General features: G+C 68.2%; 19 protein-coding genes, 1 tRNA gene and 1 pseudogene. 5 read left to right on the forward strand and 16 right to left on the reverse strand.

The window, feature by feature from the left end; all coding sequences use genetic code 11:
* Positions 1–22: 22 nt before the first annotated feature.
* From IPG65_RS17110 to IPG65_RS17165, 12 genes and pseudogenes are all read right to left on the reverse strand, one after another.
* The gene (locus tag IPG65_RS17110; RefSeq protein WP_293192134.1) at positions 23–2,269 is read right to left on the reverse strand and encodes a tetratricopeptide repeat protein; all 2,247 of its coding nucleotides are present in this window, start codon (positions 2,267–2,269) and stop codon (positions 23–25) included.
* A 16-nt stretch (positions 2,270–2,285) separates the two neighbouring features.
* On the reverse strand, positions 2,286–3,245 hold the full coding sequence (gene truB, locus IPG65_RS17115; protein WP_293192136.1) for a tRNA pseudouridine(55) synthase TruB: 960 nt from the start codon (positions 3,243–3,245) through the stop codon (positions 2,286–2,288).
* Positions 3,242–3,616 (reverse strand): 30S ribosome-binding factor RbfA, encoded by a 375-nt coding sequence (gene rbfA, locus IPG65_RS17120; protein WP_293193050.1) that lies wholly within the window; start codon positions 3,614–3,616, stop codon positions 3,242–3,244. The genes truB and rbfA overlap by 4 nt, the downstream gene beginning before the upstream one ends.
* 64 nt (positions 3,617–3,680) lie before the next feature.
* Positions 3,681–6,530 carry a translation initiation factor IF-2 gene (gene infB, locus IPG65_RS17125; protein WP_293192138.1) on the reverse strand — a complete coding sequence of 950 codons (2,850 nt, stop codon included), beginning with the start codon at positions 6,528–6,530 and terminating at the stop codon, positions 3,681–3,683.
* A gap of 23 nt (positions 6,531–6,553) precedes the next feature.
* A pseudogene (nusA, locus tag IPG65_RS17130) lies at positions 6,554–7,950 on the reverse strand (transcription termination factor NusA).
* Positions 7,951–8,011: 61 nt separating this feature from the next.
* A complete protein-coding gene (rimP, locus tag IPG65_RS17135) occupies positions 8,012–8,593 on the reverse strand; it encodes a ribosome maturation factor RimP (RefSeq protein ID WP_293192141.1) in 582 nt (193 codons plus the stop codon).
* A gap of 240 nt (positions 8,594–8,833) precedes the next feature.
* A complete protein-coding gene (locus IPG65_RS17140; RefSeq protein ID WP_293192143.1) occupies positions 8,834–10,435 on the reverse strand; it encodes an ABC transporter ATP-binding protein in 1,602 nt (533 codons plus the stop codon).
* 73 nt (positions 10,436–10,508) lie between these two features.
* Positions 10,509–11,603, reverse strand: coding sequence for an ABC transporter permease (locus IPG65_RS17145; RefSeq protein WP_293192146.1), 1,095 nt, complete (start codon positions 11,601–11,603; stop codon positions 10,509–10,511).
* A complete protein-coding gene (locus tag IPG65_RS17150) occupies positions 11,596–12,024 on the reverse strand; it encodes a type II toxin-antitoxin system VapC family toxin (protein WP_293192149.1) in 429 nt (142 codons plus the stop codon). The genes IPG65_RS17145 and IPG65_RS17150 overlap by 8 nt, the downstream gene beginning before the upstream one ends.
* Entirely contained in the window at positions 12,021–12,341 is a 321-nt protein-coding gene (locus IPG65_RS17155) for a hypothetical protein (RefSeq protein WP_293192151.1), read from the reverse strand. The genes IPG65_RS17150 and IPG65_RS17155 overlap by 4 nt, the downstream gene beginning before the upstream one ends.
* A 45-nt stretch (positions 12,342–12,386) precedes the next feature.
* Positions 12,387–13,418 carry a microcin C ABC transporter permease YejB gene (locus IPG65_RS17160; protein ID WP_293192153.1) on the reverse strand — a complete coding sequence of 344 codons (1,032 nt, stop codon included), beginning with the start codon at positions 13,416–13,418 and terminating at the stop codon, positions 12,387–12,389.
* 29 nt (positions 13,419–13,447) lie between these two features.
* Positions 13,448–15,286: an extracellular solute-binding protein gene (locus IPG65_RS17165; protein WP_293192155.1), complete on the reverse strand. Its 1,839-nt coding sequence runs from the start codon at positions 15,284–15,286 to the stop codon at positions 13,448–13,450.
* Between the two features lie 40 nt (positions 15,287–15,326).
* Between IPG65_RS17165 and fabI the strand changes: the two genes are divergently transcribed.
* Together fabI and IPG65_RS17175 are read left to right on the forward strand one after the other, a co-directional pair.
* Complete coding sequence (fabI, locus tag IPG65_RS17170) at positions 15,327–16,130, forward strand: enoyl-ACP reductase FabI (protein ID WP_293192157.1); 804 nt, start codon at positions 15,327–15,329, stop codon at positions 16,128–16,130.
* A gap of 72 nt (positions 16,131–16,202) precedes the next feature.
* On the forward strand, positions 16,203–17,069 hold the full coding sequence (locus IPG65_RS17175; protein WP_293192159.1) for a DNA ligase: 867 nt from the start codon (positions 16,203–16,205) through the stop codon (positions 17,067–17,069).
* Positions 17,070–17,204: 135 nt separating this feature from the next.
* On the opposite strand, the gene IPG65_RS17180 is transcribed toward IPG65_RS17175, so the two are convergent.
* Positions 17,205–17,438 carry a DUF465 domain-containing protein gene (locus tag IPG65_RS17180; protein WP_293192162.1) on the reverse strand — a complete coding sequence of 78 codons (234 nt, stop codon included), beginning with the start codon at positions 17,436–17,438 and terminating at the stop codon, positions 17,205–17,207.
* An 81-nt stretch (positions 17,439–17,519) separates the two neighbouring features.
* Positions 17,520–19,796, reverse strand: coding sequence for an arginine/lysine/ornithine decarboxylase (locus IPG65_RS17185; protein WP_293192165.1), 2,277 nt, complete (start codon positions 19,794–19,796; stop codon positions 17,520–17,522).
* Positions 19,797–19,934: 138 nt separating this feature from the next.
* On the opposite strand from IPG65_RS17185, the gene IPG65_RS17190 reads away from it, so the two are divergent.
* The 3 genes from IPG65_RS17190 (at position 19,935) to IPG65_RS17200 (ending at position 21,450) form a co-directional block, all read left to right on the forward strand.
* Positions 19,935–20,360, forward strand: coding sequence for an NfeD family protein (locus tag IPG65_RS17190; protein ID WP_293192168.1), 426 nt, complete (start codon positions 19,935–19,937; stop codon positions 20,358–20,360).
* A gap of 39 nt (positions 20,361–20,399) precedes the next feature.
* Complete coding sequence (locus IPG65_RS17195) at positions 20,400–21,323, forward strand: stomatin-like protein (protein ID WP_293192170.1); 924 nt, start codon at positions 20,400–20,402, stop codon at positions 21,321–21,323.
* 37 nt (positions 21,324–21,360) lie between these two features.
* Positions 21,361–21,450 (forward strand) — tRNA-Ser (locus IPG65_RS17200).
* Positions 21,451–21,600: 150 nt separating this feature from the next.
* On the opposite strand, the gene arfB is transcribed toward IPG65_RS17200, so the two are convergent.
* Together arfB and dbpA are read right to left on the reverse strand one after the other, a co-directional pair.
* Complete coding sequence (gene arfB / locus IPG65_RS17205) at positions 21,601–21,999, reverse strand: alternative ribosome rescue aminoacyl-tRNA hydrolase ArfB (RefSeq protein ID WP_293192171.1); 399 nt, start codon at positions 21,997–21,999, stop codon at positions 21,601–21,603.
* Between the two features lie 57 nt (positions 22,000–22,056).
* A complete protein-coding gene (gene dbpA / locus IPG65_RS17210) occupies positions 22,057–23,460 on the reverse strand; it encodes an ATP-dependent RNA helicase DbpA (RefSeq protein ID WP_293192173.1) in 1,404 nt (467 codons plus the stop codon).
* Between the last annotated feature and the right edge of the window lie 77 nt (positions 23,461–23,537).

Here is a 23,537-nt window from a genome sequence, read left to right on the forward strand (position 1 = left end):
CGAAGAGCTTGGAGATGAAAAATCAGGACAGGGGCGGCACCGCGAAGTGGTCCGGCGGCAGGCCTTGGCTGAAGCGTGCCCAGGCCATGTCGTAGGCGCGCTCGATGTGACGGGTGAAGCGCTCGGTATCGAAAAGTGGCACCGTGAGACGGTTGTCCACCAGTTGGCGCCGCAGCGCCCGCAGCCGTTCGGGCTCGGCCGACAGCGCGAGTGCCTGGCTCAGGTACGCGCGCGCATCGTGCGTGACGAGTTGCGGCAGGCCGCAGGCGTGCAGCAGGCTGGCGGCCACGCGCGACGCGAAGGTCTGGCCCGCGCAGGTCAGCACCGGCAGGCCAGCCCACAGGGCGTCGCTGGCGGTGGTGTGGGCGTTGTAGGGCCAGGTGTCCAGGAACAGATCGGCCTGAGCGTGACGCGCCAGGTGCCGCGGCAGCGGCGCGCGCGGCGCGAACAGCAGGCGCTCGGCATCGATGCCGTGGCCGGCAGCGGCGGCGCGCAGGTTACCTGTCACCTCGGCGTTGTCGGCCAGCAGCCAGAGCACGCTGCCGGGCCGCTGGCGCAGCAGTTCCATCCACAGCGCGAACACCTCGCGCGTGATCTTGTAGTTGTTGTTGAAGCAGCAGAACACGAACGCGTCGGCCGGCAGGCCCAGTTCGGCGCGCGAAGGCGTGTGCGCGTCGATGGCGCGGGCGCGGTCGTTGACCTGGTAGCTGCCCGGCAGCTCGATGATGCTTTCGCTGTAGAACGCGCGCTGCTCGGGCGGCACGACGACGCGGTCGGCCACGAGGTAGTCGATGGCACCGGGCATGCCCAGCGTGCCAGGGTAGCCGAGGTAGTGCATCTGCACGGGCGCCACGCGCTGCGCGAAGATGCCCGGGCGGTTGCCCGCGGTGTGCCCCTTGAGATCGACCGCGATGTGGATGTCCAGCGTCCGCGCCAGCGCCACCAACTCAGTGTCGCTCAGATCGCGCGCCAGCTCGAAGCGATCGAAGGCCGCGCGCACCCGCTGGCGCATGGGATCGTCCGGGCCGGCCGGATACTGGCCGAAGCAGAACGCCACCGTCTCGAAGCGCGACTTGTCGTGCTGCTCGAACATGCCGGCCATCAGGATGCTGGTGGCGTGGTGGTGGAAATCGCTGGAGAAGTAGCCGATGCGCAGCCGAGCAGGCCGGGGCGCGCCGATGTGCACGCGCCAGCGCTCGGGGGTGCTCGCCGGCACGCGCCCGAAGCGCTGGGCGCATTCCATTTCGGTAAGCTTGCGCAGTTCCGGCCCGTCCACGGCAAGACTCAGCAACCGCCAGGACTCCAGCCCCTCGACGCGACCCTGCTGCCAGAGCGCCCGCAGCGCCGTCAGGTGACTCTCGCACCCGTTCCAGTCACAGCAGACCGTGTCCAGGGTGAGCAGATTGCTGAGCGCGACCGGGTCGTGCGCGTCGAGCTGATGCGCCCGTTCGAGCCACGCGCGCGCTTCCTGCCGCTCCTGGGCGATGCTCAGCACCACCCCCAGGGTGCGCGCGGCCACGGCATGGCGGCCATCCAGCCGCACCGCGCGCAGGGCGGCTGCCCTGGCTTCGTCCGGCCGCTGCAGGCGGACCAGCACCTGCGCGGCGTTGATGTGGGCGTCCACCAGGCCTGGATCGCATTGCACGGCGCGCTGGTAGCACTCCAGTGCGTTCTGGTCGGCCTCCTTCAGCTTGTGCCAGGTCATGCCCAACAGGTTCCAGCTCACCGCCAGGCCAGGATGCCGCGCCACCACGTTCTGCAGCACGCGCAACGCCTCGTCGTGGCGCGCCAGTGCGTTGAGCGCCAGCGCTTGGTTGCAGAACGGATCGGGGCGATCCGGCGCCAGCTCGCCCGCACGGCGAAAGCTGTCGCAGGCGGCCGCATGGTCGCCCTGCTGCATGAGCACGTTGCCACGGTTGAAATACACCGCCGGTTGGCGCGGGTCCAAGGCCAGCGCCTGCGCCAGACTGTCCAGGGCCTGGGGCGTGCGTCCCAAGGCGGCCTGGGTGTTGGCCAGGTTGATCCAGGCGCCCACGTCGCTCGGCGCGGTCTCGACCAGCCGCCGCTGGCAGTCCTCGGCCAGTTCGAGCTGCCCCAGGCGCATGCGCGCAAGGCCCATGAGCTGCAATACCTGCGGGTGCATGCGCGGCCCGCAGTCCCAAGGCTCCAGCAACGCCACGACATGCTCGAAGCGGCCCTGCTGCCAGGCCTGGGCGGCCTGCGCCAGGGTCTGCACCAGGGCGGGCTGCGGCGACGCGATGGATGCCATGGGGTGCGTGATCGGTTTATGCGGCGCAAGCGCCCAGCATCTGCCGGAGATCCACCGGCGACATCAGGCGGCCCGGGATGAGCTCCCCAGCCCGAACATGCGCCGTGCCCAGCAGGGCACGCGGCTGGTCGCCGAACACCGCCACACGTTCGGCGTCGAGCCAATTGCCCCGGCGCCGCATGCCGCTGAGAAAGCGGCCGGCATCCTCACCGCCCAGCACAATGGGTGTGTGATCCGACAGCAATGCCTCGGGCAGCAACAGGCACGCCAGCCGGGCGGACTCCTCCATCGCTTCCAATTCCGCCAGCGAGCAGCAATGCGCGACGCCAAAGGGCCCGGTGGCCATACGGCGCAGGCGCGTGAGGTGGCCACCACAGCCCAGCGCCGCGCCGATGTCCTCGCCCAGCGTGCGGATGTAGGTGCCCTTGCTGCAGGTTACTAGCATATTGATAGCTGTCGGCGCATGTTCCACGCTGGCTGGAGCCAGATTCAGTTCAAAAATGGTGACTTCGCGCGGAGCGCGCTCGACCTCCAGGCCCTGGCGCGCGTACTCGTACAGCGCCTTGCCGTCTTTCTTGAGCGCGCTGTGCATGGGCGGCACCTGGGTGATGCGGCCTACGAAGCGCTGGCGCACGGCCTGCAGGTCAGCCGCCACCAGCGCGGGCACGGGGCGGCGCTCGATCACCTCCCCCTCGGCGTCGCCGGTGGCCGTGCGCACGCCCAGTTGCAGCGTCGCCTCGTACGTCTTGTCGGCATCGAGGTGCAGGCCGCTGAACTTGGTGGCGGCGCCGAAGCACAGCGGCAGCACGCCGGTGGCCAGCGGGTCCAGCGTGCCGGTGTGGCCGGCCTTCTCGGCGCGCAGCAACCACTTGGCCTTCTGCAAGGCCTGGTTGCTGGACAGGCCCAGCGGTTTGTCGAGCAGCAGCACCCCATGCACCGGGCGCCGCTGCACCCGTGCACGCGGCGCCGTGGTCAAGGTTCGCCCTCCTCCTTGGCGCGCGAGGCCACGGCCCGGGCGATCAGCGCGTTCATGTCGGCCGCGCGCTCGGTGGTGCGGTCGAAGATGAAGTGCAGCGTCGGCACGGTGTGGATGTGCAGGCGCTTGAACAGGCCGTTGCGCAGGAAGCCGGCGGCCGCGTTCAGGCCAGCGGCGGTTTCCTCCGGATCACCCCGCAGCAGGCTGAAGTACACCTTGGCGTGCGCGTAGTCGGGCGTGACCTCGACCGCGTTCAGCGTCACCATGCCCACGCGCGGATCCTTGAGCTCGCGCGCGATCAGGGCCGACAGATCGCGCTGGATCTGGTCGGCGACCTGGTAGCCACGGTTGGGTTTGCTGCTTCTCTTTATCGCGTTTCGCGTCTTGCATCGAGCCGGATGTTCACGCAGAACGCTCGACGCTTAACGCTCGACCTCACAAGGTGCGGGCGATTTCCTTGATCTCGAAGAATTCGAGCTGGTCGCCTTCCTTGATGTCGTTGTAGTTCTTCAGCTTGATGCCGCACTCGAAGCCTTCCTTGACTTCGCGCACGTCGTCCTTGAGGCGCTTGATCGAGTCGATCTCGCCGGTGTAGATGACCACGTTGTCGCGCAGCAGGCGGAAGTGCGCGCTGCGGTTGACCGAACCCGAGGTGATATACGAGCCGGCCACGGTGCCGATCTTGGAGGCCACGAACACGGTGCGGATCTCGGCCGTGCCGATGACTTCCTCGCGCTTCTCGGGCGCCAGCATGCCGGACATGGCCACCTTCAACTCGTCCACGGCGTCGTAGATGATGCTGTAGTAGTGGATGTCCACGCCGTTGCTCTCGGCCAGCTTGCGCGCGCCGGCGTCGGCGCGGGTGTTGAAGCCGATGATGATGGCCTTGGAGGCGATCGCCAGGTTCACGTCGCTCTCGCTGATGCCGCCCACGCCGGTGTAGACCATCTGCACCTTGACCTCGTCGGTGGAGAGCTTGAGCAGCGACGCCGCCAGCGCCTCCTGCGAGCCCTGCACGTCGGCCTTGATGATGATGGGCAGTTGCTTGACCTCGCCCGCCGTCATGTCGGTGAACATGTTCTCCAGCTTGGCGGCCTGCTGCTTGGCCAGCTTGGTGTGGCGGAACTTGCCAGCGCGGTAGGTGGCGATCTCTCGCGCGCGGCGCTCGTCCACCATCACCATGAAGTCGTCGCCAGCCTGCGGCACCTCGGTCAGGCCCTGGATCTCCACCGGGATCGAGGGGCCGGCCGATTTGGTGGAGCGGCCGTTCTCGTCCAGCATGGCGCGCACGCGGCCCGAGGTCTGGCCCGCCAGCACCACGTCGCCCACCTTCAGTGTGCCGGACTGCACCAGCACCGTGGCCACGGGGCCGCGGCCCTTGTCCAGGCTGGCCTCGATGACCAGGCCCTTGGCGGCGGCCTCGACCGGCGCCCGCAGCTCCAGCACCTCGGCCTGCAGCAGCACCTGCTCGAGCAGCTCGTCGATGCCCTGGCCGGTCTTGGCCGACACGGGCACGAAGGGCGAATCGCCGCCGAACTCCTCGGGCACCACCTGCTCGGCCACCAGCTCGCTCTTCACGCGCTCGGGGTTGGCCTCGGGTTTGTCCATCTTGTTGATGGCCACGACGATGGGCACGCCCGCCGCCTTGGCATGCTTGACGGCCTCCTTGGTCTGTGGCATGACGCCGTCGTCGGCCGCCACCACCAGGATCACGATGTCGGTGGCCTGGGCGCCGCGCGCCCGCATGGCGGTGAAGGCCTCGTGGCCCGGCGTGTCCAGGAAGGACACCACGCCGCGCGGCGTCTCCACGTGGTAGGCGCCGATGTGCTGCGTGATGCCGCCGGCCTCGCCGGAGGCCACCTTGGCGCGGCGGATGTAGTCCAGCAGCGAGGTCTTGCCGTGGTCCACGTGGCCCATGACGGTGACGACCGGCGCGCGCGGCAGCGACTCGGCCGTCTGCGCTTGCACTTCTTCCTCGGTGAAGGCTTCCGGGTCGTCCAGCGCCGCCACCACGGCCTTGTGGCCCAGTTCCTCGACCACGATCATGGCCGTGTCCTGGTCCAGCGGCTGGTTGATGGTGACCATCTGGCCCAGCTTCATCAACTGCTTGATGACCTCGGAGGCCTTGATGGACATCTTGTGCGCCAGCTCGGCCACGGTGATGGTTTCGGGCACGTGCACCTCGACCACGCGGTTTTCCGCCGGCGCCGCGGCGGCGGCATGGTCGTCGCGGTCGCGCTCGCCGCGCCGGCCGCGCGGGCCGCCGCGCCAGTTGTTGCGCCCGACGCCGCCGCTGCTGTCGCCACGGGTCGGGATGCCCTTCTTCTTGGCCGGGTCGCCCGCCCAGCTGGAGGACAGCTTGGCGGACTTGACTTCCTTGTTGGCGCCGGGGGTCGCGGTCTTGGCGGCCGCGGTGGTGGTGCCGCCCGCCGGCTTGTGCAGCGTGCCCTTGATGCCCGCCTTGGCGTCGTCGGGCTTCTTGATTTCCTCGGGCTTCTTGGCCACCAGCACCTTGCGCGGCGCGCTCATCATGGCGCGGATGGCCTCGGCCTCGGCCAGGGCCTTGCGGCGCTTCTCGTCCTGCTCGCGAGCGCGGGCGGCCTCGCCCTCGGCAGCGGAAACTGGCGCCTCTGCCTTGACCGGCTCTGTCTTGACCTGCTCGGCCTTGGGCGGCTCGGCCACAGGGATCGGCGCGGGTGCGGCGGGCACCTCGGTCATGGCCTCGGGGACAGGTGCCGGCGCGGCGGCGGCGGCGGCAGCAGCAGCCAGCTCAGCCTCGCGGGCGCGCTCGGCGGCCAGGCGTTCCTGCTCTTCGCGCTGGCGGCGCTTCTCGGCCTGCTCTTCCGCCTGGCGGCGCATCAGCTCGGCCTGGCGGCGGGCCTCTTCCTCGCGCCGCGCCTGCTCGGCGGCATCGATGATGGGCGCCACTGGCGCCGGCGCTTCGGGCGCGGCCTCGGCCGGGGCTGGCGCGGGGGCGACTTCGTCCTCGCGCTTGATGAAGGTGCGCTTCTTGCGCACCTCCACCTGGATGGTGCGCGCCTTGCCCGTGGCGTCGGCCTGCTTGATCTCGCTGGTGGATTTCTTGGTCAGCGTGATCTTCTTGCGCGCGGCCGAGGCGGTGCCGTGGCTGGCCTGCAGATAGCTCAGCAGCTTCTGCTTGTCACTGTCGGTCAGCGCGTCGGACGCCGACTGCTTGGCCACGCCAGCGGCCTGCAGCTGCTCCAGCAGCGCGTCGGTGGGGCGTTTGAGTTCGTTCGCGAATTCGGCAACGGTGGTGTTCGTCATATGCTGTGCTTGTCTCCATGCCCTTACTCTTGATCCACGAACCAGTGTTCGCGCGCCTTCAGGATCAGGGCGCGGGCATCGTCCTCGGACTGCCCGGTGATGTCGGTGAGTTCGTCGACCGCCAGGTCGGCCAGGTCGTCCCGGGCGCGCACGCCGGCGTCGGCCAGCTTGGCGATGAGCTCGGGCGTCAGGCCCTCCAGGTCGCGCAAATCCTGCGATACGGCCTCCACGTTTTCCTCGCGCGCGATCTCCATGGTGAGCATGGCGTCCTTGGCGCGGGCGCGCAGCTCGTTGACGGTGTCCTCGTCGAAGCTCTGGATGTCCAGCATCTCCTGGATCGGCACGTAGGCCACTTCCTCGAGGTTGGTGAAGCCTTCCTCGATCAGGATGTTGGCGATCTCCTCGTCCACGTCGAGCTGGTCAGCTCGGAAGCAAGGCGCACGTTCTGGCCGCCGCGGCCGATGGCGATGGCCAGGTTCTCCTCGTCGACCACCACGTCCATGGCGTGCTTTTCCTCGTCCACGACGATGGACGACACGTTGGCCGGCGCCAGCGCGCCGATGACGAACTGCGCCGGGTCCTCGGACCACAGCACGATGTCCACGCGCTCGCCCGCCAGCTCGTTGGTGACGGCGTTCACGCGGGTGCCGCGCACGCCGACGCAGGTGCCGATGGGGTCCACGCGCTTGTCGTGGCTGAGCACGGCGATCTTGGCGCGGCTGCCCGGGTCGCGCGCGCAGCTCTTGATCTCCAGCAGGCCCTGCTCGATCTCGGGCACCTCGTTACGGAACAGCTCGATCATGAACTCGGGCGCCGCGCGCGACAGCAGGATCGGCGCGCCGCGCAGGGTCAGGTCGACCTCCATGATCATGGCGCGCACGCGGTCGCCGTTGCGCAGGTTCTCCTTGGGGATCATCTCGCCGCGGCGCAGGCGGCCCTCGACGCGTCCGCTCTCGACCAGGATGTCGCCCTTGTCCATGCGCTTGACGGTGCCGGTGAAGATCTTCTCGCCCCGGCTCATGAAATCGTTGAGCAGCATCTCGCGCTCGGCGTCGCGGATCTTCTGCAGGATGACCTGCTTGGCCGCCATGGCACCGATGCGGCCGATGGGCACCGAATCCACCGGCTCCTCGATGTACTCGTCCACCTCGATGTCGGGGATCTGCTCCTTGGCTTCGAACAGCAATATTTCCTGGTCGGGCAGCTGCAGGCCGGCCTCGTCGGGTACCACGTGCCAGCGGCGGAAGGTCTCGTAGGCGCCGGTGTCGCGATCGACCGCCACGCGCAGGTCCACCTCGCCCTCGTACAGCTTCCTGGCCGCCTGGGCCAGCGCGGCCTCGACGGCGCCGAACACCACGTCGTGCTCGACGTTCTTCTCGCGCGAGATCGCCTCGACCAGCATCAACAGTTCGCGATTCATGATTCCACCAGCTCCAATGCTCACAAAATGAAAGCGCCTGGCGCGCTTCCAGCCTGCCGTTTCAATCCGTTCTATCCGGCTTTTCAGGGGCCGCCGCGCGGCCCTTGAAATCCACCACCGGCGCCAGCCGCGCCGATTGCAATTCATCCAGCTCGAACGACAGCGCCTGCTCCGGCGCCGGCGCGCGCTTGGCGCTCACCCGCTGGCCGGGCTTGGCCGGCGGCTCGTCGCGCCAGACGATCTGCCAGCCGCCCTCGGGCACCCTGTGCAGCGCGCCGCGAAACTTCTTGCGGCTGGCATGCACCTGGCCCGCGGCGGCGGCGCCGATGGGCGCCTTCAGCGTCACGTCCACCAGCTCACCCTCGAAGCGCTCGAAGTCCACCGCGTGGCGCAGCGGTCGGTCGATGCCGGGCGAGGACACCTCCAGCCGGCGGTAGTCCACGCCCTCGACTTCGAGCACATACTGCAACTGGCGCGTGACGCGCTCGCAGTCCTCGACAGTGACCGGGCGCTCGGCCGCGTCGCCGGGCGACCACGGGAAATCGATGGTCACGCGCAGCAGGCCACCGGCGGAACGTTCCAGTTCCACCAGTTCAAGCCCGAGTCCGCGCACGGTGTCGTCGATCGTCTGCTGCAGTGCCACGTGGTCCAGTAGAGCCGGCCCGGCACACCCTGAAATGCGCCCGGCCAAAAAAAAAGGGCCGGTTACTACCCGCCCGCTTGGTCTGATTTGGCGCGATTTTACATCAGAAACGCCCGTTTCGCCGACGTTGGGCCGTGGGCCGGGGCAGCGGTGCCTTGACGGGAGGTTTCAGAAGGATATCCGGCTTCTTCCCGCGTCCACATTGCGCTAGTAGCTATCAAATACAAAGCATCCGCAGCGTCAAGCCGCTGCCAGCAGACGCCGCGTGTAGGGGTGGCGGGCGGCGTGCAGCACCTCGCGCGCGGGGCCGGACTCGACCACCTCGCCGTCCTTCAGCACGATGACCTCGTGCGCCATGGCGCGCACCACGTCCACGTCGTGGGTGATCAGCAGGTAGCTCAGGGCCCGCTCGCGCTGCAGCCGCTGAAGCAGCGCCAGGATCTGCTTCTGGATGGTGACGTCGAGGGCGCTGGTGGGCTCGTCCAGCACCAGCACCTGGGGCTCGACGATGAGGGCGCGGGCCAGGGCGATGCGCTGGCGCTGGCCGCCCGAGAATTCGTGCGGGTAGCGCGCCCGCAGGTTGGGAAACCGCGCCTCGTCCAGCCCAACCTCGGCCAGGGCCTGCGCCACCCGCTGGGCGCGCTGCGCGGCGGGCAGGCCGGGCGCGTGCACCAGCAGGCCCTCGCCCACGATCTCCTCCACCGTCATGCGCGGCGAGAGGGACGAGAACGGGTCCTGGAACACCACCTGCACCACGCGCCGCAGCGGCTGGTCGGCCGCCGCCCGGTGCCGCCAGGGCTGGCCGGCGACCTGCAGCTCGCCCGTGAAGGGCAGCAAGCCCAGCGCGGCCTGCGCCAAGGTGGATTTACCGGAGCCCGATTCGCCGATGACGCCCAGCGTGCGCCCGGGCGCGATCTCGAAGCTGGCGCCCTGCAGCGCGACGAACTCGCCCTGACGGAACCAGCCGCGGATGCCGGGCAGCGGCGTGGAGTAGGCCACGCGCAGGTCGCGCGCGGCCAGCACGGGGGCGGCGCCGGGCTCGGGCGGCTGCTCGGCCACGTCACGCTCGGGCCGGCTGGCCATGAGCTTCCGGGTGTAGGCGTGCTGCGGCGCGGCGAAGACCTGGGCGGTGGCGCCCTGCTCCACCAGCCGGCCGTGCTGCATGACGGCCACGCGGTCGGCGAAGCGGCGCACGAGGTTGAGGTCGTGCGTGATCATGAGCACGGCCATGCCGGTCTCGCGCTGCAGCGCGTCCAGCAGGTCGAGGATCTGCCCGCGCAGGCTGACGTCGAGCGCGGTGGTGGGCTCGTCGGCCAGCAGCAGCTTCGGTGCGCAGGCCAGCGCCATGGCGATCATGGCGCGCTGGCGCTGCCCGCCGCTGAGCTGGTGCGGGTAGGCGCCGGCGCGGCGGGCGGGCTCGGGGATGCCCGTCTTTGCTAATAATTCGATAGCTTCTTGCGCAGACTGGGTACGGGTCAGGGCCCGTTTCAGCCGCAAAACTTCGGCGATCTGCTCGCCCACGTTCATGAGCGGATTGAGCGCGGTCATGGGCTCCTGAAAGATCATGGCGATGTCGTCGCCGCGCAGGCCGCGCAGCACGCGCTCGGGCAGCGCCAGCAGGTCGCGCACCTGGTGGCCGTCGTCGAAGAGCGCGCGGCCTTCGACGCGGGCGCCGTGCAGCAGGCGCAGCAGGGCCAGCGCGGTCACCGTCTTGCCGGAGCCGGATTCGCCCACCAGGGCCAGCTTCTCGCCCGGCGCGATGTCGAGGTCCACGCCCTTCACCACCGTCTTGGCGCCGAAGGCGACGTGCAGATCCCGCACCTGGAGCAGCGGCTGGCTCATGGCTCGATTACTATCAAAAACATAGCTATTAGCGCAATATTCACGTGGGCTTTAGGCCGATTTTTCTTGAAACTCATGATTCGGCCCGGCGCGGGTCGAGCGCGTCGCGCAGCGCATCGCCCATGAAGGTGAGCAGCAGCAGCGTAATGACCAGGACGGCGAAGGTGGACAGCGAGATCCACCACGCGTCGATGTTGTTCTTGCCCTGCGCCAGCAGCTCGCCCAGGCTGGGGGTGCCCGGCGGCACGCCCAGGCCCAGGAAGTCGAGCGAGGTCAGCGCCAGGATGGCCGCGCTCATGCGGAACGGCAGGAAGGTGACCACCGGCGTCATGCTGTTGGGCAGGATGTGGCGCCAGATGATGCGCCGGCGGGGCACGCCCAGCGCGCGCGCGGCCTTCACGTAGTCGAGCTGGCGGTTGCGCAGGAATTCGGCGCGCACGTAGTCCGACAGCCCCATCCAGCCGAACAGGCTGAGCAGCCCCAGCAGCAGCCCGACGCTGGGCGAGAGGATGGCGCTGAAGATGATGAGCAGGTACAGCTCGGGCATGGCGCCCCAGATCTCGATGAAGCGCTGGCCCGCCAGGTCAACCTTGCCGCCGAAGAAGCCCTGTACCGCCCCCGCCGCCACGCCCAGCAGCACGCCCACCGCCGTGAGCGCCAGCGCGAACAGCACGCTGACGCGAAAGCCATAGACGAGCTGCGCCAGCAGGTCGCGCCCGCGGTCGTCGGTGCCCAACCAGTTGTCCACCGAGGGCGGCGCGGGGTTGGGCGACTTGGCGAAGTAGTTGATGGTGCGGGCGCCGTAGGGGTTGGGCGGATAGACGGCCCAGTTGCCGGGCTGGGCGAGACGCTGCCGGATGAAGGGGTCGAGGTAGTCGGTCTCGGTCTCGAAGTCGCCGCCGAAGGTCTTCTCGGAATAGGTCTGGGCCAGCGGGAGGTAGAGCCTGCCCTCGTAGCGCAGCAGCAGCGGCTTGTCGTTGGAGATCAGCTCCGCGCCCAGGCTGAGCAGCACCAGGGCGACGAAGACCGCCAGGCTCCAGAAGCCCAGCCGGTTGCGCCGGAAGCGCAGCCAGGCGCGGCGGCTGGGCGAGAGGCTGGGCGCCGGCACGGCCGGCTGGCCGATGGTCGGCTGGCCGATGGTCGGCAGGGGAAGGGCCGCCTCAGCCATGCCTGCCGTCCGCCAGCAGGTTGTCGAAGGGCTGGCGGCTCTTGAAGCGGTAGGCGCCGAAGTCGCGCTCGTCGGTGGTGAGGATGCGGCCGTGGCCCAGGTGCTCGGCCAGCAGCACCAGGGAGCCGTCGGCCAGGTCCATCGGCAGGCTGGCGTAGCGTTCCATGAGGTAGGCCAGCCGCTCGGTCTGCGGGGCATCCCACTGCCAGACGGCGATGCCGCCGGCGGCCACGTCGCGCAGCAGGGCGTGCGCGGCGTCGGTACCGATCCAGCGCGTGAGCAGGTGCGTGGCCTCGGTCAGCACCGGCCAGGTGGTGACCCAGCCCTCGCCCTGCGTGGCCAGCGCCCGCGTGGCGCGGGTGTGCCAGGCGTCGTCGGCGTCCGCCAGGGCATAGAAGAAACCGGCGTCGGCGATGATCACGCGCGGCCCTTGGCGGGCTTGGTGCCGGCGGCGCAAGACGGCGGTGGCTCGTGCACGGCCGGGGCGCGGCCCTGGTGCTTGGCGCCCCAGCCTTCGGCCAGGCGCGCCTTGTAGCTGCCGGCCACGTCGCCGCGGCCGCTGCGGCCCCGGCCGACGAAGGCCGCGAAATGCACGAGGCCATTGCGCTGCGCCCGCATCTGGTCGTAGTAGTGCTGCACGCTGGTGCGCAGCACCTCGCTCACCCCCTGGCCGGTGGCCTCGGCCAGGTAGTTGAGCTGCTGCTCGGCTTCACCCTCGAAACGTGCGTTGACCCGCATGGATGGCCTCCTCGGAACAAGACTGTCATGCATTGTATGACAAACTCAGTCAAATTTCACGCGCGGGTCCACCCACACGTAGCACAGGTCACTGACCAGCTTGGTCACCAGCCCGATCAGCGTGAACAAGAACAGCGTGCCCATCACGACGGGATAGTCGCGCCGAATCACGCTTTCGTAGCTCAGCAGGCCCAGCCCGTCAAGCGAGAACAGCGTCTCGATCAGCAGCGAGCCGGTGAAGAACGCGCCGATGAACGCCGCCGGAAAACCGGTGACGATGGGGATGAGCGCGTTGCGGAAGACGTGCTTCCACAGCACCTGCCGCTCCGACAGGCCCTTGGCGCGCGCCGTCAGCACGTATTGCTTGCGGATTTCCTCCAGGAAGCTGTTCTTGGTCAGCATGGCCGTCACGGCGAAGCTGCCCAGCACCATGGCCGTCACCGGCAGCGTGATGTGCCACAGGTAGTCCACCACCTTGGCGCCCCAGCCCAGCTCGTCGAAATTGGGCGACGTGAGCCCGCGCAGCGGAAACCACTGCAGCTGCCCGCCAAAGATGACCAGCAGCGCCACCCCCAGCACGAAACCCGGGATGGCGTAGCCCACCAGCACGATCAGCGTGGTGACGAAATCGAAGCGCGAGCCCGCCCGCACCGCCTTGGCCACGCCCAGCGGCACGCTGATGAGGTAGCTGATGAAAAACGTCCACAACCCCAGGCTGATGGACACCGGCAGTTTCTCCTTCACCAGTTCCCACACGTCCTTGTTCTGGAAGAAGCTGCGGCCCAGATCGAACCGGGCGAACTGCTTCAGCATCTGCCAGAAGCGCTCGGGCGCCGGCTTGTCGAAGCCGTACAGCGCCTTCACCTGCGCCAACCGTTTGGGGTCCACGCCCTGCGCGCCGCGGTAACTCAGGCCGCCGCCCTCGACGCCCCCGCCACCGGCGCCGACCTTGGCCTCGGCCAGGAACTGCTCCACCGGCCCGCCCGGCACGAACTGAATCACCACGAAGGTCAGCAACAGCACGCCCAGCAGCGTGGGCAACATGAGCAGCAGGCGCTTGAGGATGTAGGTGAGCATGTGTTCGCTATTGTTTTAAAAGCAAACAATCATTCATTGACGCTGGTCAGAGCCATTTTCTCTTCAAGACCCCGCGCCCACCACGTGTCCACCGCCCAGGTCTCGCCCTGGTAGTACAGCGGCGTCACGGCCGGCCGCGCCAGCCGCCGCGCGTTGTAGGCCATGCGGTGCACACCCGAATACCACTCGGGCAGCAGGTAGTGGCCGTGGCTGATGACGCGGTCGAGCGCGCGGCAGGCGGCGCGGTAATCGGGCTCGGCCTTGGAGTCGACCATGCGGGCGATGAGGCTGTCCACCGCCGGGCTCTTGACGCCGCTGAGGTTGCCCGAATCCTCGGTGTCGGCGGCTTGGCTGCCGAACAGGTCGGCGTAGTCCTGCCCGGGGTTGGCGGTGCCCGGAAAATTGATGGTGGTGACGTCGAACTCGAACTTCTGCAGCCGCTGCTGGTACAGCGCGAAATCGACCGGGCGGAAGACCAGTTGCACGCCCAGCTTCTCCAGGTTGCGCTGCCAGGGCGTGACCACGCGCGCGCCGCCTTCGTTGCTGCCCAGGTATTCCAGCACGAAGGGCTCGCCGCGGGCGTTCTTGAGCACGCCGTCCCGCACCGTCCAGCCGGCCGATTTGAGCAGCGCCTGGGCCTGGCGCAGGTTCTCGCGCAGGCCGCCCACGATGGGGTCGCGCGGCTGGTCGGTGCGCGGCGGCGCGAAGGCGGGGCCGAAGGTGGCGGCGGGCAGGCTGGCGCGCCATGGCTCCAGCAGCGCCAGTTGCGCCGCGTCGGGCAGGCCGGTGGCGGCGCAGGCGGTGTTGCCGAACAAGCCCTTCACGCGGCTGTAGGCGTTGTAGAACATCTGCCGGTCCATCCACTCGAAGTCGATCGCCAGGCCCAGCGCCTCGCGCACGCGCACGTCCGCCAACTGGGGGCGGCGCGTGTTGAGCACGTAGCTCTGGAAGCCGGTGGGCAGCTTGTGCTGGAACTCGCCCTTGACCAGTTCGCCCGAAGTGAAGCGCTTGCCGTACACGCGCCGCGCCCAGTCGCCGGCCGAATAAAAGGCCATCAGGTCGAACTCGCCCGCCTTCAGGGCCTCCAGCCGGGCAGTGGCGTCCTTGTAGATCTTGACGGTGATGCGGTCGAAGTTGGCGCTGCCGCGGCGCACGTTCAGATCGCGCGCCCAGTAATTCGCGTCGCGCAGGTAGGTGATGTCCTTGCCGAACTTCACCGGCCCGATGCGGTACGGCCCCGAGCCGATGGGCACGTCCGTCACCACCTGGTCGAAGGGCTTGCCCTGCCCCCACTTGCGGCTGAAAACTGGCAGGCCGCCGACGGTGAGCGGCAGTTCGCGGTTGGGCTTCTTGAAGCGGTAGCGCACGGTGCGCGCGTCCAGCACATCCACGCCGGCGACGTCGATCAGCGCCGTCTTGTAGCCCGGCGAGGTGTAGGGGCCGACCAGCGTGTCGTAGCTGTGCTTCACGTCATGGGCCAGCACGGGATCGCCGTTGTGAAAGCGCGCCTCGGGCCGCAGCTGGAAGGTGGCCGACAGGCCGTCGGGCGCCACGCTCACGTCTTCGGCCAACAGGCCGTAGCCGGCGCCCTCCTCGTCCAGCGCGCCAGTCAGCAGGCTGTCGAACATCAGGCCCGCCAGGTAGGCCGGCGGGCTACCCTTCATGGTGAAGGGGTTGTACTTGTCGAAGTTGGAGTAGCGCAGGTTGCTCACCAGCCGGATCTCGCCGCCCTTGGGCGCGGCGGGGTTGACGTAGGCGAAATGGTCGAATCCTGGCGGGTACTTCAGCGCGCCCCACAGCGCGTAGCCGTGCGCGGCCCAGGCCGGAAAACAGCAAGCGGCGAGCCAGACGGCCATCAGAGTACGCATGCGACAATTCTGCCGCTATTTTCTTGAGGAGCCCCCGCGCATGACGAACACCACCGGCTTTCTGGCTGGCAAGAAGCTGCTGATCACCGGCGTGCTGAGCAACCGATCCATCGCCTACGGCATCGCCCGCGCCTGCCACGGCCAAGGCGCCGAGCTGGCCTTCAGCTACGTCGGCGAGCGCTTCAAGGGCCGCATCACCGACTTCGCGGCCGAGTTCGATTCCAATCTGGTGTTCGACTGCGACGTGGCCGACGACGCGCAGATCGACAAGCTCTTCGCCGACCTGTCGCAGGCGTGGCCCACCTTCGACGGCTTCGTGCACAGCATCGGCTTCGCCCCGCGCGAGGCCATCGCGGGCGACTTCATGGACGGCGTCTCGCGCGAGAACTTTCGCATCGCGCACGACATCAGCGCCTACAGCTTCCCGGCGCTGGCCAAGGCCGCCCTGCCCTACCTGAGCGAGCGCGCCGCGCTGCTGACGCTGACCTACCTGGGCGCGCTGCGCGTGGTGCCCAACTACAACACCATGGGCCTGGCCAAGGCCAGCCTGGAGGCCAGCGTGCGCTACCTGGCCGAATCGCTGGGCGGACGCGGCATCCGCGTCAACGGCATCAGCGCCGGCCCGATCAAGACGCTGGCGGCCAGCGGCATCAAGGACTTCGGCAAGCTGCTGAGCCACATGGCCGGCGCCGCGCCACTGCGCCGCAACGTCACCATCGAGGACGTGGGCAACGTCGCCGCCTTCCTGCTCAGCGACCTGGCCGCCGGCGTGACGGCGGAGATCACCTACGTGGACGGCGGCTTCAGCCACACGGCGGGCCTGAGCCGGGACATCGCCGGCTGAAAACGGCTGTTTCAAGCCAAATCGGCCTCCAACCCGCATGGACATTTCGGTTACAGCTATATAAATAGGAGTATGCAGCGCCGCCTGATCCTGGCCCTGGCGGCGTCCGCGCTGTTGCACGGCGCGGCCCGCGCGCGAGGCGACGCCCCCGCCCTGCTGCTGGCCGGGCATTACCGCCCCGGCCTCCCGCTGGCGGACTACTGGGTGAGCGAGAAGTACGACGGCGTGCGCGGCCACTGGGACGGGGTGCGCCTGCGCACGCGCGGCGGCGAGCTGATCGCCGCGCCGCCCTGGTTCACCGCCGGCTGGCCGGCCACGCCGCTGGACGGCGAGCTGTGGGCCGGGCGCGGCGGCTTCGAGCAGGCGCAGTCCGCGGCCGGCCGACTGCGCCCCGACGATGCGGCCTGGCGGCGCCTGCGCTTCATGGTGTTCGACCTGCCCGCGCACCCCGGCACCTTCGACGAGCGCCTGGCCGCGCTGCGGCAGGTCGTCGCCGGCATCGGCCAGCCGTGGGTGCAGGCCGTGCCGCAGCGCAAGGTCGCCAGCGACGCCGAGCTGCAGGCCTGGCTGCGCGAGGTGGTGCGCGGCGGCGGCGAGGGCCTGATGCTGCACCGCGGCGCCTCGCGCTACCGCGCCGGGCGCGGCGACGACCTGCTGAAGCTGAAGCTGCACGACGATGCCGAGGCGCGCGTCATCGGCCATCAGCCCGGCCAGGGCCGGCACGCGGGACGGCTGGGCGCGCTGCTGGTGGAAACGCCCGAGGGCCGGCGCTTCGCCCTGGGCACGGGCTTCACCGACGCCCAGCGCGCCGACCCGCCGCCAGTGGGCAGTTGGGTCACCTACCGCTTTCGCGGCCTGCACGCTGGCAGCGGGCTGCCGCGCTTTGCCAGCTTCGTGCGCGTGCGGGCCGACGAGGCGCGCTTTCGCGCGCCGCGCTGAAGCCAGCTTACTCCTTTATTAATAGCTGATGGCGCAGAAGGGGCGCCGGCCAGCGCCTGGAACAACGTAAAAAAGCCCGCACTGCGGCGGGCGAGCTGGACCGGCGCGCGGCGCACCGATCATCAGGGGCAGGCTTCACTTGACGACGAAGGCAGCCTCCTGGCGCAGCAGGGCGTAGAGCTCGTCCTTGATGGACAGCTTTTCTTTTTTCAGCGTCTCGATCTCGGTGTGGATGCCACCCGCGTCATGGACGCCCATGGAGGCGATCTGGTGGTCCAGCTCGTTGTGCTTTTCGAACAGGTGCAGAAAGCGCTGGTGGGAGCCTTCGGCCTTCAGGCGGGTGATCAGGTCGCGGTACTCAGGAAACATCGGCGATTCTCCTTGGGTTGTGACGGTGACGAGCTTACCGTATGCGCCCAGCGAAGCGAAGCGCCATGGACTTTCAAAAGGTCAACGCTTGCCAGCCACGCAGTCGGCGAAGTAGCGCACGTTGCCGTTGTCGTCCTTGACCTCGACCAGGCCGTGGATGTCGCTCTCGAAGCCGGGGCACATCAGCGCGAACTCGCGCGCGAACTTCAGGTAGTCCACGATCTTGCGGTTGAACACCTCGCCGGGGATCAGCAGCGGGATACCCGGTGGATAGGGCGTGACCAGCCCCACGGTGACGCGACCCTCGAGGTCGTCGATCTCCACCCGCTCCACTTCGCGGCGCGCGATGCAGGCGTAGGCGTCGGCTGGGCGCATGGCGGGCGTCAGCTCGGACAGGTACATGTCGGTGGTGAGGCGGGCGATGTCGTAGCGCGCGTACAGTTCGTGCACGTGCTGGCACAGGTCGCGCAGGCCCATGCGCTCGTAGCGGCGGTGCTGGGCGCAGAACTCCGGCATGATCCGCCACATAGGCTGGTTGCGGTCGTAGTCGTCCTTGAACTGCTGCAGCGCCGTCAGCAGCGTGTTCCAGCGGCCCTTGGTGATGCCGATGGTGAACATGATGAAGAAGCTGTAGAGGCCCGTCTTCTCCACCACCACGCCGTGCTCAGCCAGGAACTTGGTGACGATGCTGGCCGGGATGCCCGTCTTGTCGAACTTGCCGTCCAGGTTGAGGCCGGGCGTGACGATGGTGGCCTTGATCGGGTCCAGCATGTTGAAGCCCGGCGCCAGCTTGCCGAAGCCGTGCCAGCTCTTGGACTTGGCGGTGCCGTTCTTGATGATCCAGTCGTCGGCGCGGCCGATGCCGTCCTGCACCAGCTTGTCCGGGCCCCAGACCTTGAACCACCAGTCGTTCTTGCCGAAGTCCTGCGCCACCTTGCGCATGGCACGGCGGAAGTCCAGCGCCTCGGCGATGCTCTCCTCGACCATCGCGGTGCCGCCGGGCGGCTCCATCATGGCGGCGGCCACGTCGCAACTGGCGATGATGCTGTACTGCGGGCTGGTCGAGGTGTGCATCAGGTACGCCTCGTTGAACAGGTAGCGGTCGAGCTTGACGTTCTGCGAGTCCTGCACCAGCACGTGGCTGGCCTGGCTGATGCCGGCCAGCAGCTTGTGGATGGACTGGGTGGAATACACCACCGACTGCTGGGGCCGCGGCCGCTTCTTGCCCATGGCGTGGTAGGTGCCATAGAAGGGGTGGAAGGCGGCGTGCGGCAGCCAGGCCTCGTCGAAGTGCAGGTTCTCGACGTAGCCGTCGAGCATCTGCTTGATGGTCTCGGTGTTGTAGAGCACGCCGTCGTAGGTGGACTGCGTGAGCGTCATGATGCGCGGCTTGACCGCGTCGGCGTCCACGTGCTGCAGCAGCGGGTTGGCTCGGATCTTGGCCTTGATCGCCTCGGGCTCGAACTCGCTTTGCGGGATCGGGCCGATGATGCCGTAGTGGTTGCGGGTGGGCTTGAGGAACACCGGGATCGCGCCAGTCATGATGATGGCGTGCAGGTTGCTCTTGTGGCAGTTGCGGTCCACCACCACCACGTCGCCCGGCGCCACGGTGTGGTGCCACACCATCTTGTTGCTGGTGCTGGTGCCGTTGGTGACGAAGAAGCAGTGGTCGGCGTTGAAGATGCGCGCGGCGTTGCGCTCACTCTCGCCGATGGCGCCGTCGTGGTCCAGCAGCTGGCCCAGCTCCTCGACCGCGTTGCACACGTCGGCGCGCAGCATGTTCTCGCCGTAGAACTGGTGGTACATCTGGCCGATGGGTGACTTCAAAAACGCCACGCCGCCGGAATGGCCCGGGCAGTGCCACGAATAGGACCCATCTTCCGCATAGTCCAGCAGGGCCTTGAAGAACGGCGGCTGGATGCCCTCCAGGTAGCTCTTGGCCTCGCGCACGATGTGCTTGGCCACGAACTCCGGCGTGTCCTCGAACATGTGGATGAAGCCGTGCAGCTCGCGCAGCACGTCGTTGGGCAGGTGCTGGCTGGTCTTGGTCTCGCCGTGCAGGTAGATCGGCACGTCGCTGTTCTTGCGCCGCACTTCCTCGATGAAGTTGCGCAGGTTCTCCACCGCCGGGGCCAGGTCGGCCCCGGGCGTGAACTCCTCGTCGTCGATCGACAGGATGAAGGCGCTGGCGCGGCTCTGCTGCTGAGCGAACTGGCTCAGGTCGCCGTAGCTGGTGGCGCCGACGACCTCGAAACCCTCCCCCTCGATCGCCTTCGCCAAGGCGCGGATGCCCAGGCCGGAGGTGTTCTCGGCGCGGTAGTCTTCGTCGATGATGACGATGGGAAAGCGGAATTTCATGGGACGGCCTCCGGCCTCGAATCGGCGTGCAGCGGCGAAGTGTACGGAAACGGCAACCCCTTTCCTGTAAAGGCCATCCGTTGGCGGACAATCCAAAGCTGCTGCACGCGGAAAATCGAGCCGAGAACAGGAGGTTTCATGGCTGAATCGACCCTCTGGTGGATCGTCACCGGCATCCTGGTCGCACTGGAACTGACGACCGGCACCTTCTACCTGCTAATGCTGGCCATCGGCACGATGGCCGGCGCCCTGGCCGCGCATGCCGGCGCCGGGCCGATCGCGCAGATGGTTCTGGCCGCCCTCCTCGGCGGCGGGGCCGTCGTGGCCTGCTACCTGGTGCGCCGGCGCCGCCCGGGCGACCCGTCCGCGCGCGCCGACCGCAGCGTCAACCTCGACGTGGGCGAAACGGTGCAGGTGGACGCCTGGAACGCCGACGGCACCGCCACCATCCGCTACCGGGGCGCGCAATGGACAGCCGTGCACCGCGCCGGCGCGCCGGCCAGCCCCGGCCCGCATCGCGTGGTGGAACTGGTCGGCAGCCGCCTGCTGGTGGAACCGATCTGATCCTGCCCCATCTAACCGCCAGAAACAGAAGGACACCCCTTGGAAATCGCCCTCGTCATCGTCGTCATCGCCGTCATCTTCATCACTCGCTCGATCAAGGTCGTGCCGCAGCAGAACGCGTGGGTGGTGGAGCGGCTGGGCAAGTACCACGCCACGCTGGTGCCGGGCCTGAACTTCCTGGTGCCCTTCATCGACCGCGTGGCCTACAAGCACAGCCTGAAGGAAATCCCGCTGGACGTGCCCAGCCAGGTCTGCATCACGCGCGACAACACGCAGCTGCAGGTGGACGGCGTGCTGTACTTCCAGGTCACCGACCCGATGCGCGCCAGCTACGGCTCGTCCAACTACATCAGCGCCATCACGCAACTGGCCCAGACCACGCTGCGCAGCGTGATCGGCAAGCTGGAGTTGGACAAGACCTTCGAGGAGCGCGACATCATCAACGCGCAGGTGGTGCAGGCCATCGACGAGGCAGCGCTGAACTGGGGCGTGAAGGTGCTGCGCTACGAGATCAAGGACTTGACGCCGCCGGCCGAGATCCTGCGCGCGATGCAGGCGCAAATCACCGCCGAGCGCGAGAAGCGTGCGCTGATCGCGGCCTCCGAAGGCCGGCGCCAGGAGCAGATCAACATCGCCACCGGCGAGCGCGAGGCCTTCATCGCGCGTTCCGAGGGCGAAAAGCAATCCATCATCAACAACGCGCAAGGCGAAGCAGCCTCCATCACCGCGGTGGCCGTGGCCACCGCCGAGGCCATCGAGCGCGTGGCGGCGGCCATTCGCCAGCCCGGCGGCGAGCAGGCGGTGCAGCTCAAGGTGGCCGAGAAAGCGGTCGAGGCCTACAGCAAGGTGGCCGCCGACGCCACCACCACCCTGGTCGTGCCCAGCAACATGACCGAGGTCTCTGCCCTCATCAGCTCGGCCATGAAGATGGTCCAGGCGCAACGCGTCGGCCCGCAACCCTGATCCGCGCCCTGCCTTGCCGCTACAATACGCGGTTCCTGGAGAGGTGGATGAGCGGTTTAAGTCGCACGCCTGGAAAGCGTGTGTGGGCTAATCCCCACCGCGGGTTCGAATCCCGCCCTCTCCGCCATATACAGGCCTGAGTAGTTGATCTACTTAGGCTTTTTCTTTGCATCTCAGCCTTCTCATCCAGACACCCACCAGAAGCTAACTCGGCAGGATTCTTGTCTGGCTTGAGGGTGTCCGCATTTGATGGCATGGGCGTGATAAAGCTACCGGCTTACTCGTTCACTTTGCGACGCGTGGCCTTCACCTGCGAGCGCAGGGCCTTGCCCTCGAGCCGTCGCTGCCTGGACCCGTAGGTCGGCTTCGTCGGACGCCGAATCTCGGGCACCTGCGTTGCCTCTGCCACGATCTCCTCCAGGCGCGCCAGGGCCAGCGCCCTGTTCTGCTCCTGGCTGCGGGCGGATTGCTCCTTCAGCAGCAGGATGCCGTCCTTGGTGACCCGGCGGCCCGGCAATGCCAGCAGGCGCTCCTTCACCATGGCCGGCAATGAAGACGCGTGGATGTCGAAGCGCAGGTGAACCGCGGTGGAAACCTTGTTGACGTTCTGACCACCCGGACCCTGCGCCCGCATGGCCGTGATGTCGACTTCGTCTTCCTTTACCCGGGAAGCCATGCTTCGCCCACCCACGGTCGGAAATGCACGCCCGCTGGCCAAGCTGGCGTGCCCATGCTAAGCGTCCGTCAGCAACCGCGCCTTGACGGTGCGGCCCTTGATGCGCCCGCTGTTCAGGCGCGCGACGGCCTCGTGCGCGATGCCGCGTTCCACGGCCACGTAGGTGGCGAACTCGTTGATGTCGATCTTGCCCACCTGCTCGCGGGTGTAGCCGAGGTCGGCGGTGAGCGCGCCCAGCACGTCGCCCGGGCGGATCTTCTCCTTTCGCCCGGCCTGGATGTGGACGGTCGCCATCGCCGGCAACAGGCGGCCTCCCGAGGCCGGCGTGAGTTCGGTGAGCGCATGCCAGACCGAGGGTCGCCCCTGCAACTGTTCGATGCGCCCGACAGCGCCCATCTCATCCAGCGTCGCGAGGCTGAGCGCCAGCCCCGTCTGGCCGGCGCGACCGGTGCGGCCGATGCGGTGCACGTGCGCTTCCGGATCGGAGGAGATCTCCACATTCATGACGGCAGCGAGACCAGCCACATCGAGCCCGCGCGCCGCGACGTCGGTGGCGACCAACACGGAGCAACTGCCGTTGGCGAAGCGCACCAGCACCTGATCGCGCTCGCGCTGCTCCAGGTCGCCGTGCAGGGCGAGCGCGCTGTAGCCCTGCGCCTGCAGCAGTTCGGCCAGCGTGCGGCAGCGCGTCTTGGTGTTGCAGAAGGCGAGCGTGCTCGCCGGCCGGAAGTGCTCCAGCAGGCTCGCGACCGCCGGCAGCCGCTGATCCGCGCGCACCTCGTACCAGCGCTGTTCGATCTGCTCGCTGCCGTGCTGCGCCTCCACCTTGACCGTGACGGGATTGCACAGGAACTGCGCGGCGAGCTTGGCGATGCCTTCGGGATAGGTCGCCGAGAACAGCAGGGTCTGCCGCTGCGCCGGGCACTGGCGGGCCACCTTGGCGATGTCGTCGACAAAGCCCATGTCCAGCATGCGGTCCGCTTCGTCGAGCACCAGCGTCATGAGTGCATCGAGGCTGAGATGGCCACGCTCGAGATGGTCGATCACGCGCCCGGGCGTGCCGACGACCACGTGGGCACCGCGCTCCAGGCTGACGGTTTGCCCGCGCAGCGGCACGCCACCGGCGAGCGTGACCACCTTGACGTTGTCCTCGGCGCGCGCCAGTCGTCGGATCTCGGTCGTGACCTGGTCGGCCAACTCACGGGTGGGGCACAGCACCAGGGCCTGCACCGCGAAGCGGCGCGCATCGAGCTTGGCCAGCAAGGCCAGCGCGAACGCCGCGGTTTTGCCGCTGCCTGTCTTGGCCTGGGCGATCACGTCTCGGCCTTGCAGCGCGGCGGGCAGGCTGGCCGCCTGGATGGCGGTCATTTCCAGGTAGCCGAGCCGGCGAAGATTGTCCCGGGCCGCGGAGGACAGAGGAAGCGTGTCGAAACTGCTGGCGGGTGCCGAAGGATGGGTCATGCCAGCATCTTACGCAGAGAGGCACGCTGGCTAAAAGATAAAAGGACTTAGAGCCATCCCTTTCAAGGTCTTTCGAG

This window comes from Ottowia sp. (genome assembly GCF_016703145.1).
In the GTDB taxonomy this organism is placed as follows: Bacteria; Pseudomonadota; Gammaproteobacteria; order Burkholderiales; family Burkholderiaceae_C; genus Ottowia.